This is a genomic window from Flavobacterium sp. (genome assembly GCF_040402835.1).
Taxonomy (GTDB): domain Bacteria; phylum Bacteroidota; class Bacteroidia; order Flavobacteriales; family Flavobacteriaceae; genus Flavobacterium.
The window spans coordinates 82,574-96,233 of the sequence record NZ_JBBALW010000009.1; the positions used below are offsets into that span (position 1 = coordinate 82,574).

Below are 13,660 nucleotides of genomic sequence, written 5' to 3' on the forward strand. Positions count from 1 at the left end.
ATAATGAAATAAAAATTATCATTTAAACTATATTTACAAAGTCAATTAGCCAATATGTTGTGGCGATGTATAGCTAAAGTCTGAGTTAATCAGGTAGATTATATAGACAAAATATACTCTACAAGCCCTTGTTCGTGTGATAATTCCATTTTTTTACGCAATCGATAGCGTTTTATCTCAACACTACGAACAGAAATACTAATTAAAGGAGCAACTTCTTTTGAAGAAAGGTTCAATCGAAGGTAGGCACAAAGTCTTAAATCATTTGGCGTTAGTGATGGATGCGCTAATTTCACTTTCTTTAAAAAGTCTTTATCTGCATTATCAAAAGCCTCTTTGAAAACGTTCCATGAATCTTCTTCGGAGATGTTTTTGGTGATATTCATAATCACCGATTTGATACTTTTAGAACCTTCATCAGATGTGTTTTTTAAATCTTCTTTAATTAAAGTTAATAATTCATCTTTCTTGATTAAGCTCATTGTGGAAACTGCTAATTCCCTGTTTTTGGTGTCAACATCTTGAGAAAGTTGCTCGTTTCTAACTTTCATAAGTTCCTGAGAATTTTCTAATTCTTTAATTTCAAGTAATAAATTATTTTCCTCAATTAGCTTTTCCCGTTGTTTATTATAATGTTTTTTATACGCTTTATTGATAAAATGTGCCATAATCATAATTACAATTATATAAAAAATAATAGCAAAATTTGTGGCGTACCATGGTTTTAGAATTACAAAAGTATATGTTGCCATATTTTCAGGGGATGAATTTGCAATTTTTGCTCTTACTTTAAAAGTGTATTCACCCGGAGATAAATTTTTGAAACTAACCGTTGATTTTGCATTCCATTCACTCCATTCGTCTTGCACTCCATCTAAAAAATATTGATATTCGGCATTTATATATTTATTATATTCGGGTACAGTATAATTGAATGTAATGTTGTTTTCAGCATATTTAAATTCTCCAAACTCAGAAATTGAGGTGCTAAAAGATTGTTCATTTAATTTATTAATACTAATATTTGAAATATAGACTGTATAGTTTTTAAAACTTAAATCGTTAATATTCATTGTATAATACCCATCTGTAGTTCCTATAAGATATCCATAATTTGAAAGTTGGGCAATATTTTCAAATCCAGACATTGAATTTGTTAAAGCAGAAGGAATTGGGATAGTGTTTTGCTTTAAATCAGAACCCAATTTGCTTAAAGTAAAATAATGAATATAATTTTTTGAAAACAACCAGATTTTATTGGAATTATCAACAATCATTTTTCCTGAAGTGTATTCATCTTTTTCAAAAACAGAACTCAATAATTTGTCTTTTTCAAATTCCTTTGAAGTCGGATTTAATTTGAAAATACCATCTTTGTAAGCATAATAAATCACATTATTGAATTTTACCAAACTTGCATTTTTTCCTTTTGTAGGAGATTCATAGGTTATAAACTTAATTGTTTTTAAAAGTTTATCATCTAATTTCAAGCGAAAAACTCCTTTGTATTCGTGGCTTAAATAAACATCTAAAGAATTAGTAATTTCAAAATACCGGGAAGAATAATCAAATCCCTTAATTTTATTTCTTAAAACCCATTGGTTATTTATCTTTTCTAAAACAGAAACGCCATAATAATTTCCTTGCAAAAGCAAGTTCTTATGATTTGGAATCGTTGAGAATTTCCAAGTTCCTGATTGAGAAAAAATAGGCGTTGCATTTCCATTTTCAACTATAAAAGTCCCTGAATCGTGACCGCAAAAAAGTGTTCCTGTATTTTCATATAAAGACCAAACTTGCCCTTTTGTTCCGTTTACAAATTGAAATTCGTCATTTGTACCAAAATTTTTAAAGAATAAACCTTGATTGGTTCCAATATATAATTTTCCATTATGAGAAACTGAGGCATAAACGGTTCCTAACATTCCTGTATTATCAGAAAAACTTTTCACTGGCGATTGTATATTGATACAATTTATACCGTTGTCCAAGCCAATCCATAAATTTTTATCCGAATCTTCAAACAGCGATAAAACGGTATTATTACTCAAACCTTTGTTTTGAGTAATATGGTATTTAACTTTTCCATCTTTAGATAAAATATAAATTCCGTTGGAAACGGTTCCTAACGCAAAACTACCGTCGGATAAAATTTTACTACTGTAAATGGTATTTGAAGTAATCGCTGAATCAGCATCAATAGAAGATTTCGTCACATTTTGACCTATTAATTTAAAAAGCCCATTGGATTGTGTTTGAATTAGTAAGCCCTCATTAGTAGAAAATACCGAAACTATTCTATTATTTTTTAAAATTGAATTATTAGAAATTAATTTACTTTTTCCATTTTCAATTTCGTAAAGCCCTTCATTCAAGGTTTGAAAATAGATAGAATTATTTGTTCTAAACGATTTCACAATACCATTTTTAGGATTTATTACATTAAATTTTCCAGTTTTAGTATCATAAATGAAAATCTTATTTAAAGATTGAAAAATTACCCATTGATCATAATTTAGAATATTCCAAAATTGTTCATCGTCTTGGATTTTACTTTTTATTGATTTACTTAGTGATGTGTATTTTAATTGCCCATTAGATTGACGAACCCAATACCCAAATTCCATGTAGCACCCCGTATATATCTTGTTCTCAATTACTTTTACGGAACGAATAATTGTTTCGTTTGGAGATGGATATAAAGTCCAATTTGAGCCATTATATTCTAAAAGCCCTTCATTATTGGCAAAGAATATAAAGTTGTTTTTATCTTGTGATATCATCCAATTTTGATTTCCTGCCCCGTAAATAGCTGGATTGTATCTTACTATAGGCGGTAATTCTTGACAAAAAGACAATGCTGAAAAAAGAATAGTGAATAGAAATTGAGAAAATTTAATTTTAATCATTTAATGTAGGAATAATATGAAATTGAAACATAAAGATAATTAAAAAAAAATAATAGCCAAACAAAATAGGCTAAAGCAAAAAAAACACGTTCTTTTCGGAACGTGTTTTTGATATTAAAACTAAAAATTAATTATTTTTTAACAATTCTTGAAGTAGCCGAAACACCACCGATCATTGTTTTTACAACATAAACTCCACTTTGAAGATTAGCAATATCTAAAGTAATTGAATTACTATTAGGGTTTTTCGCTACTACTTCTTGACCCAAAATATTGTAAAGAGAAACACTTTCGATGACTTCATTTGCTTCAATAGTAAAAACAGAAGAAGTTGGATTTGGATACATTTTAATTTTTGAAGCCTCAAACGAAGCTACGCCCAATGCAGCACCAAATTTCATGTCATCAAAATAATAAGTTTGACCACTTCCAGCTACTCCAAAATTAAAGAAAATAGATGCTTTATTGAAAGGGAAAGCAGCATTGAAAGCAGCTGTACCAGTAGCTTGATTGTTAAAATTGAATTCCATCGTTTGCCATCCATTTGCAACAGTGGTTAAAGCTTCGGTTTCAACTGACTGAGTTGGTTGTCCACTAACTTCCACTTTCAAACGTACAGGAATACCAGCAGTTGGCGACCAAACACGAATATTCATTCTTCTTTCTGTTGCAGTAAATGGAATCGCAGGGCTAAATCCGAGTTCAGCAGCACCAGTAACTGTGGTTCCGGCCCATGTTTCAGGAGCATTTTTAATAACTTTAGCAACTTTGTTAGTAGCTAATGTAGGGTCAACTACTACAGTTGAAGCTGTTCCACCAAAAGAAATCAAACCATAATCTACTGTAGTAGAGTCGAATGTTACTGGTAAACTCATTTGAGTTAAAACTGGACCAGTTGGAGCAATTAAGCGAATTTCATCAATTAAGAAAGTGTAGTTTGCTGATCCGTCACCCATGTTATTAAGATCAAATATGAAAACTAGTTTTGTATATTGATTAGTTATTGATACTGCTGAATAATCAAAAGATAATTCTTCCCATGCATTTGCAACAGTACTTGCAACTTCTCTTTCAAAAGTGGCCACACCAGCAGCTCCTTCAACTTTCAATAACAACCTAGCACCAATTCTTGGGGAATATACTTTTACTTTAAATATTTTGTTTACGGAGAAATCAATTGCAGCTGCTAAGTTAAGAGAAGTACCACCCCAAACTTGACCTGCATTTTTAACTACTTTACCAACGGTAGCAGTAGTGTTAATTCCACCTGAGTTAGGATTAGCAATTTTAGTACCTACACCACCATCAAAATCAGCAAATGTATAAGCAACAGATGAAGATTCAAAAGTAATAGGTAAAGATGGGGCAACTAAAGCTAAAGCATTTTTCCAAAAGTAAATATTATCTAAATATACCGTTTTACCCGGAGTAACCGATTCAAATTTGAATTGAATAACAGCAGCTAAATTTGGAACTGTGTAGCTTGTTAATGGAACATCAAAACTATTCCAACCAGAAAGTGTTGGTGTTAATGTTACTGCATTCTCTAATCCTGCACTAATCAAAGAAATTTTAAATGAAGTACAATCAGGAGTCCATAAATCAAGGTGTAAAGTGTTCATTGTTGAAACATTTTGCGCAGCTACAAATTGTGCTCCTTGGTAATTTAAATTAGCCATTTTTCTAGTCGCATTTCCAGCTACTAAAATTTCAGAAGCTACCGTAGTTTGTCCCCAACTTGGATTCCAATCTGTACCTGCGATTTCGGTATAAGCATTACTATAATAGTTCATTACATCAGTAGCAACTCTAGTAGGAGGTGTTGGAGCAGCTACCATTGGTGGTCCATAAGAAACAGTAAATAAAGCAGATGTAGTTCCAGTCAAATAGGAACCCGTAGCAGCTTGGTTAGCTGTTATTGTAGAAGTACCAACTCCCACAACGGTGATTGTGCTACCAGAAATTGTGGCTACAGCAGTATTGCTACTTGTGTAAGAGAATGCTCCAGTACTATTGCTAGTTGGAGGTGTAATTGCAAACGGTATATCACCCATTAATTTTGAAGGTACTGAAAAGCCTGTAATTGTAGGAGTTCCTGAAGCAGCTGGTGCTTTCCAAAAATAAATATTATCTAGGTAAAGCGTCATTGGAACGGTACTTCCTGCACCATTAGCGGCAAATTTCATTTGAATTAGAGAATCCCAAGTCATCCCTGTAAAAGAACTTTTAGGGATGTCTAAACTTGTCCAAGAACCGGTAACATAGTTTACAGTAGTTAAACTTTCAGCAGTTCCTGTACCACTATTAATAGGACTAACTTTTAAGATTGAAGTCGTAGGATTAGCACTAGACCAAACATCAACATGTAAAAACTCCATAGTTGAAGCATTTTGTGTTGTCAACAAAATTCCTTGATAGTTGAAGCCAGTGTAAGCCATTACTAAATTAGTTCCAGTACCTGTTGGATTAAATGTTGTATTTACAGTACCTGTTTGTCCCCAATTTGGGTTTAAGTCAGTTGCAACAGAGGTATAACTATCACTGTAAACTGAAATTACATTTGCTTGCAAACGAGAGGGAACTGGTGCGTTAGTCGTTGGTTGTGAAAAACCAATTGCTGAAGCAAAAAGAATAATCGAAAGTGTAATTTTTTTCATAATTGTTTTTTAAAAAAGTTAATAGTCAAATTTAGTATTGTAGTTTTTTAAATAATAAAAATGTAACTGTATAAAAACTATACAAATTAAAAATAATTGAAAAGAAAATAAATGTTATTGTTTAATGGCATTACCGAAGTTATTAATCATAAATAAAAATACTAAAACCCGTTTCATTTTTATAAAATGTTGTGGTAATGTAAAGTATTACTATTCCATTTTCTGAATTTTTACACATTTAAATAAATTTATTTTATCAAAAAAAAGCTTTTAAAATAATAAAATAATAAAAATGAATACTTTAATAATTAGTATTGGTTATTGTCAAATTGGTATAAAGTATCTAAAATAACAATCATATTAACAGTTTAACTATTGTTGTAAGTTTCTCATGTTTTAATTATTTATCTTTGCCATCATTCAAAAACGGCTATGATTAAAACTGATATTTCAAAACTTGAACCTAAAAAAAATATAATTATTAAAGGTGCTCAAGTGCACAACCTGAAAAACCTTGATGTTGCTATTCCTCGCAATAAATTAGTGGTTATTACCGGATTGTCAGGTTCTGGGAAATCAAGTTTGGCTTTTGATACCTTGTATGCTGAAGGACAACGACGTTATGTGGAAAGCTTATCTTCTTATGCAAGGCAATTTTTAGGCAGATTAGACAAACCAAAAGTAGAATATATCAAAGGTATTGCACCAGCAATTGCAATTGAACAAAAAGTAAATACTACCAATGCACGTTCAACAGTTGGAACTTCAACAGAAATTTATGATTATTTAAAGTTATTATTTGCAAGAATTGGCAAAACCTATTCTCCAATTTCCGGATTGGAAGTAAAGAAAAATACCGTATCTGACGTTATAAATACAGTGAAATCATTAGAAATGAATAGCAAATTGCTTCTTCTCGCTCCTATTCATTTGGAAAAAGGCAGAGCTTTAGAAGATAAATTAAAAGCACTATTACAACAAGGATTTGCTAGGATATTGGTTAAAAATGAGATGATTCGTTTGGATGAAATCGACGCTCATTCATTAGATAACAAAGATATTTTACTGATAATTGATAGAATTATCATCAAAGACGAAGAAGATTTTTTCAACCGACTTGCCGATGCGGTACAAACTGCTTTTTATGAAGGAAAAGGAATTTGCTATTTACAAGAAATTGCTACTGATAAACGTTTCAGTTTTAGTAATAATTTTGAATTGGATGGCATTTCGTTTTTAGAACCCAATGTTCATTTGTTTAGTTTTAATAATCCTTACGGAGCTTGTCCAGTATGTGAAGGTTATGGCAGCGTTATTGGAATTGATGAAGAATTGGTAATCCCAAATACTGCTTTGTCTGTTTATGAAAATGCAGTTTATGCGTGGCGTGGCGAAAGTATGGGCTGGTATCGGGACGAATTGGTCAACAATGCCTATAAATTTGATTTTCCAATTCACAAACCGTATTACCAATTATCGGATGAGGATAAAGCAGTTCTTTGGAATGGAAACAAGTATTTCACGGGACTAACAAAATTCTTCAAAGAATTAGAAGATAAAAATTATAAAATTCAAAATCGGGTGATGTTATCGAGGTATCGTGGCAAAACAAAATGCCATTCTTGCAAAGGAAAACGCCTTCGAGTTGAAGCTTCCCATATAAAAATAAGCGAAAAAACCGTTTCTGACTTGGTTGATTTATCCATCAAAAAACTGTTTGCTTTCTTTGAAAAATTAGAATTAAATGATTTTGATCGAAAGGTTGCAAAGCGACTTTTAATAGAAATAAATGGTCGATTAAAGTTTTTGGTTGATGTTGGATTGGATTATTTAACACTAAATAGAAATTCCGCTACATTATCGGGTGGCGAATCACAACGCATCAATTTGGCTACTTCTTTGGGGAGTAGTTTGGTTGGATCGATGTATATTTTGGACGAACCAAGCATTGGATTGCATCCAAAAGATACCGAAAGATTGATAAAAGTGTTGCTTTCACTTCGAGACTTGGGAAATACAGTAATCGTTGTGGAACACGATGAAGATATTATGAAAGCTGCCGACATGATTATCGATATTGGTCCTGAAGCAGGAACTCACGGTGGAGAATTGGTCGCACAAGGCACATTTACTGAAATTCTAAAATCTGATTCGCTAACGGCTCAATATTTAAATGGAAATTTAGAAATTGCTGTGCCAAGAATCAGAAGAAAATGGGGAACTTATATCGAAATATTAGGAGCTCGGGAAAATAATTTGCAAAATGTAGATGTAAAATTTCCATTGGAAGTATTAACAGTAATTACAGGGGTTTCAGGCAGTGGAAAAAGTACTTTGGTAAAGAAAATTTTGTTTCCTGCAATGCAAAAGAAATTAGATGGCATTGGAGAAAAAGCGGGTCAATTTACAGATATGCAAGGCTATTATCACAAGATTAGGCACATTGAATATGTAGATCAAAATCCAATTGGAAGAAGCTCCCGTTCAAATCCTGTTACCTATATTAAAGCATACGATGACATTCGAGATTTATATGCAAAAGAAAAATTATCTAAAATTCGCGGTTATCTACCTAAACATTTCTCTTTTAATGTTGATGGCGGACGCTGTGAAGCCTGCAAAGGCGAAGGTTCTATAAATGTTGAAATGGTATTTATGGCGGACGTGCAATTGCCTTGCGATGCTTGTAACGGAAAACGTTTCAAGAAAGAAGTACTTGAAGTTTATTTTGAAGGAAAAAATATCGACAACATTTTGACCATGACGGTTGATGATTCTTTGGAATTTTTCAAAGCTGCAAATCTTACTAAAATAGTTCAAAAACTACAACCTTTGCAAGATGTTGGATTGGGATATGTTCAATTGGGGCAATCGTCTTCCACACTTTCTGGTGGAGAAGCCCAACGAATCAAATTGGCGTCATTTCTTGTAAAAGGAAGTACAAAAGACAAGGCGTTGTTCGTTTTTGACGAACCAACCACAGGATTACATTTTCACGATATTAAAAAATTACTGACTTCTTTTGATGCTTTAATCGACAAAGGACATTCTATAATTGTGATTGAACATAATTTAGATATGATAAAATGTGCTGACTACATTATCGATTTAGGTCCAGAAGGCGGCGAAAATGGAGGTCAAATACTAGCTGTTGGTACGCCCGAAGAAATCATTAAAAACAAAGCTTCTATTACAGGTAAATATTTAAAGGAAAAATTAAGTAAAGTCGAAAGTTTTAATGTCGTAAAATCAAAAGACTAGAATTTGCAAAAAACTATTTAAAATCAGCTAATTACAATAAATTACAACACTTTATTATACGTATTACTTATAACAATAAATGATACAACTTAGATTAGTTTTTTTAATCAATTACGATTTTCTTAGAATACTTTTTATTTCCAGATACAATAACTGCAAGATACATTCCTTTACTAAAATCAGCAATAGCGATAGATTCCGTTAGTTTTGCTTGTTCAAATGTTTTGGAGAAAACTGTCTTTCCTTGTAAATCAACTAGGCTAAAAGTGTAATTTCTATCTAATTTTCCACAATTGATATTTAAAATATCTTTGGTTGGATTTGGAAAAAAACTTCCTTGAAAACCAGCTTCAAATTGTTCATTTGACAATGAAGTATCTACCACTGCAAAATGCAACATCGCTCCTATTGCCGCTTTGGCAACATTATAAGTATAGGTTGGATCCATGTAAATCAAAAAATCGGAGGTTGTGTGTTTGTGCGTAGTTTCATTTTTTTCAAAGAAACCAGTAATAATCTCATTGTTGCTTTGAAATGGCATATAATCCGAAGAATAGGCACGATCTAAAAAAGTACTTAAAGGCGAATACAAACCCACACACGTTATCAATTCATTGGTAATTGTATTGGAACCAGCATTGTTTGTAGTAGGCGAAGAAGTATCATTTTCACAAGTAATAACGTTATTAACTAAACCTGCAACACCGCCAACTTCGTCTATGTTAAAAACTAATTTTATATTCATTTTTGGTGTCGTACTATTCACAACCGAAGTAACAAAATGCTGACTTCCATATAAACCGTCTTCTTCACCACTAAAATTAATGAACTTTATAGAATATTGTGTCGGGATATTTTGTAATAATCTTGCCACTTCTAAAATACAAGCCAATCCGCTTCCATTGTCATTGGTTCCAGTTCCGTTTAAAGAATCATAATGTCCATCAATAATTACAAAAGTATTTGGATAAACAGTGCCGATTTTAGTCACTATTAGATTCTTACAAACTGCTGTAGAACCAGTATAAGTATAGGAATCTTCCGTTATTTGACTAGCAGAATAACCATAACTCAAATACTTATTTTTCAACCAAGTCAACGTATTTTCAAGAGCAACAGTTCCCCGGCGTTTTACACCTAACCCTTCATATTCAGTTAAATTTGATAAAACGGTACTAGTGGAACATTGATTTACAACAGCAGCATAATTTGGATTATAAACTTGGGCATAAAGCTGAAAAGAAGGAAATATAAAAATCAAAATTATTGCTAAAGAGGTAAAAAAATGCTTCATAAATCAAATATATTTATAATTATTCAGCGAAGATAACAAACTGAACAAAAATTCGCAATAAAACTATAGTTAAAAAAAATGTGAAATTAAAAATTCAATTTAGATTTAAATTTATCGAAGATTTGATTTATTTCAACGGAGATTTTCAATTCATAATTCAAAAAACCATAGACAATTGTTATTAAAATACATTTTAATGCAATGTTAAGTATCGGATGAAAAGCAAAATCCCAAAAGTAAAACATCAGAAAAACAAGGGTTATTGTTCCAAATGAATAAACTGTTTTAATAGAAAATGGAAACAAATTCATTTTCCAAAACACAAAAAGTACTTTAATTGTATTATAAATAAATACAGCAATTAAAGTGGCTAAAGCCGCACCAACAATGTCGTAAATTGGAATTAAAATCATATACAACCCAATCATAGAGACAACCAAAACGATTCCAAAAAATAAAAACCATCGATAATATTTTGTGTTTAAAATAATTGCAGCGTTATTTCCAATAATCAAATCATAGAATTTTGATAAGCCAATTAAAAAAACGACCGCTATTCCACCTGAATATTCTTTAGGAATTAAGTGATATAATTCTTTGCAATTCAAGAAAATTCCCAACATAATCAAACCTCCAAAAACTTGAAGATTGATGGCACTTTTTTTATACAAAACATTGAGTTCCTCTAACTTATTTTCATTTAATAACTGAGCCGTAATAGGATGAATAATTTGCATCATCGCCCGACTTGGAACCGCAATTACCATCGCAATAAAAACTGCCACCGAATAAAAAGAGTTATTACTAATATTTTGATAGGCAGGAATAATTACTTTATCGAAATCAATAAGCATAACAGAAACGGTTCCTGTAGCAATAATGAAAAAGGAATAACTAAAAATTTCTTTGGTATTTATCGGCAATTGAAACTTAAAAACCGGCATTTTTACTCGCATTGCAAATGCCATCATTGCAAAACATTGAAAACCGTATACTGCTGAAAGAGAATAAACAAATGTGGCTTTTTGTATCCAATTTTGACTTACAAAAAAAAGTAAAAAAAGGATAATTACTCTGGTTACAACTTCACTCAAAAAATTCCCAAAAACAGATTGAAAATGAACTTTTACCCAAGCATAAAAAATTTCAAAATACCCCATGAAAATCCCAACTATTGGAATTAACCATAAAAATGGTGCAACATTTGGATTTTCTTTTAAAATATAAAACGTAATTTGAGGATAGAAAAAATATAAAAATACAATCGTTGGAAGTATTAAAATCAAAGGCAACAAAAGCATCAAACTCAAAAAATTCTCTCGATCTGCATCTGAATTGTATTTGGAATAAAACTGGATTAAAGTATTTTGAACGCCAAAAGCCATTAACGGCATCATAATATTCGCAGCGGAAAGTACAAAAGCTACAATTCCATAATGCATTTTGCCCAAGAAAATCGTGTATAAAAACAAGGCATTAATAGCACCAATTCCAAAACCAAAATAGGTAATTATCGTGTTTTTTATGGATTGGTTTAGTACGATTCCCATTCTACCTTTTTAGCAAATTAGCGAGCTTTTCTGTTAAATTTCGTCTGGAATATTTCTGTAAACCAACTGCGTGAGATTTTAAATTACCTTCTAAAAACTGATTGAAATAAGTCAAAATAACGCTTTTAAGTTTGTCTTTTTCTGAATAATCAACAAAAATTCCCGTATAGGTATCGGTAATAATTTCAGCAAAATCAGAACCTTTTGGACCAATACCAATTATAGGTCTTTCGGAAACCATATATTCAAATAATTTTCCTGGAATGATACTTTTAGTATCTTCGGAATTTATCTCAATTAACAACAAAACCTGTGATTTTTTTTGCTGCACAATGGCTTCATCGTGAGAAACATAACCCAAATTAACAACGTAATTTTGCAATTGAAATAAGGCAATCGCATCTAAAACTTCCTGACTTACGGCGCCAATTAATTTCAATTGGAAATGCGACGCAAATATTGGATTTTCTCTAATTAATTCTGAAATGCTTTCCCATAAAATCCTTGGATTTCTTTCAGACAAAAAAGAGCCAATATGAGCCAACGAAAACTTTTTATCTAAAATTTGATTTCCAATTTTTTCAACATCATATCCATTCGTAATCACTTCGATTGGTTTTGAAGTAATTTGCTTGAATTCGGTTCTTGTGGTTGGACTTGTAACCAAAATCAAATCTGCTGAATTGAGTACTTTGCATTCTAATTCTTTATGCTTGTTAGCAGCAAAATCGGATAATTTCAAGGCTTTATGATACCCAATGGTTGTCCAAGGATCCCGAAAATCAGCTACCCATTTCACGTTTAACTTTTTCTTTAATTCTAATCCAATTAAATGCAAACTATGTGGCGGTCCCGAAGTTATAATTGTGGTAATTCCGTTTTCTGAAATGTACTTTTCTAAAAATTTAACCGATGGTTTCACCCACAAAACGCGTGCGTCAGGAATGAAAATATTTCCCCGAATCCAGAGTAAAAATTGTTCTAATACCGATTGTTTTCGATTGTTAGGAATAATTCCTGAACTGATTTTATTGGTTTTATTCTTAGACAAAAAAGAAGCCCATTGATACGGTTCTACAATTTTATTTCTAATAATTATCGCTTGATTTGAAACTTCAGAAAGCAAAGCCTCATCAACAATTGGATAAGTAGGATTTTCAGGAATATAAACGATGGGTTGCAATCCAAAATCAGGTAAATATTTCACAAATTTTAACCATCGCTGCACTCCTGGCCCACCTGCTGGCGGCCAATAATAGGTTATGATAAGGACTTTTTTTTGCTCTGATTCCAAAATTATTAGTTAGAGTTTTTATTAATTTTTTCTAACTCTTCAATATCTAAAATATCTTTTGGACGATTTGTAGCTTTTTTTGCTTTAATAAGATTATCGTAATCTAGAAAGTAAACTGAAATTCCACTAATTTCAGTGACATAAGCTTTATCAAGTAACTCTTGAAAATCGTGATTTTCTAAACCTTTAACAGAAGTCATGATGTCTAATCGCAGATTAAAATTTAAGGAAATATCTGTCCAACCAGGAATAAATTGAATTGTGCTCATGTTTTCAAAATCTCCAATTCCTGATTGTTTCAAGGCTTCTCTCAAATTCTCACGATTTTCAATTGAATCTTCAATTAAGATATCAATATCACCTGTATTCCTTCCGTAACCATAAATATTCACGGCAAAACCACCAATGGTTAAATATTTGACTTTGTTCAAAGAAAAATACTTCCAAATTTCAATTATTTGACTATTCATTGAATTATTTTGATGATTTTTTTGCTGTTTTCAAGAGATATGAAATTTCAATAATAGCCATCAATTTTTCAAAACGTTGTTGTGGCGACATTTTTCTAATTTCTTCTATGTATCTGGCTTCCATTAATTTTGGATGTGCATGATGTAATGTAAGTTTTTCCATTTTGAATCATTAATGTCCGATAAAAAATAAAAACGACTGTTTTTGTTTTTTATCTAATTGTT

8 protein-coding genes are annotated in these 13,660 nt (G+C 31.5%); 1 reads left to right on the top strand and 7 read right to left on the bottom strand.

The genetic code is table 11. The features are described from left to right. Positions 1-98 precede the first annotated feature (98 nt). Both AC9UEH_RS04805 and AC9UEH_RS04810 read right to left on the bottom strand, forming a co-directional pair. On the bottom strand, positions 99-2,909 hold the full coding sequence (locus AC9UEH_RS04805; protein WP_509529029.1) for a helix-turn-helix and ligand-binding sensor domain-containing protein: 2,811 nt from the start codon (positions 2,907-2,909) through the stop codon (positions 99-101). 131 nt (positions 2,910-3,040) lie between these two features. Next, positions 3,041-5,566, bottom strand: coding sequence for a T9SS type A sorting domain-containing protein (locus AC9UEH_RS04810; protein WP_509529032.1), 2,526 nt, complete (start codon positions 5,564-5,566; stop codon positions 3,041-3,043). 432 nt (positions 5,567-5,998) lie between these two features. Here AC9UEH_RS04810 and uvrA point away from each other — a divergent pair, with 432 nt between their 5' ends. Then, entirely contained in the window at positions 5,999-8,827 is a 2,829-nt protein-coding gene (uvrA, locus tag AC9UEH_RS04815) for an excinuclease ABC subunit UvrA (protein WP_509529035.1), read from the top strand. Positions 8,828-8,930: 103 nt separating this feature from the next. On the opposite strand, the gene AC9UEH_RS04820 is transcribed toward uvrA, so the two are convergent. From AC9UEH_RS04820 to AC9UEH_RS04840, 5 genes are all read right to left on the bottom strand, one after another. Continuing rightward, the gene (locus AC9UEH_RS04820) at positions 8,931-10,121 is read right to left on the bottom strand and encodes a M28 family peptidase (protein ID WP_509529037.1); all 1,191 of its coding nucleotides are present in this window, start codon (positions 10,119-10,121) and stop codon (positions 8,931-8,933) included. Positions 10,122-10,207: 86 nt separating this feature from the next. Further along, positions 10,208-11,671, bottom strand: coding sequence for a lipopolysaccharide biosynthesis protein (locus tag AC9UEH_RS04825; protein ID WP_509529040.1), 1,464 nt, complete (start codon positions 11,669-11,671; stop codon positions 10,208-10,210). 1 nt (position 11,672) lies between these two features. Then, positions 11,673-12,965 (bottom strand): glycosyltransferase family 4 protein, encoded by a 1,293-nt coding sequence (locus AC9UEH_RS04830; RefSeq protein WP_509529042.1) that lies wholly within the window; start codon positions 12,963-12,965, stop codon positions 11,673-11,675. A 5-nt stretch (positions 12,966-12,970) separates the two neighbouring features. Beyond that, positions 12,971-13,435 (bottom strand): hypothetical protein, encoded by a 465-nt coding sequence (locus AC9UEH_RS04835; protein ID WP_509529044.1) that lies wholly within the window; start codon positions 13,433-13,435, stop codon positions 12,971-12,973. A 4-nt stretch (positions 13,436-13,439) separates the two neighbouring features. Beyond that, positions 13,440-13,598: a hypothetical protein gene (locus AC9UEH_RS04840; protein ID WP_509529046.1), complete on the bottom strand. Its 159-nt coding sequence runs from the start codon at positions 13,596-13,598 to the stop codon at positions 13,440-13,442. Between the last annotated feature and the right edge of the window lie 62 nt (positions 13,599-13,660).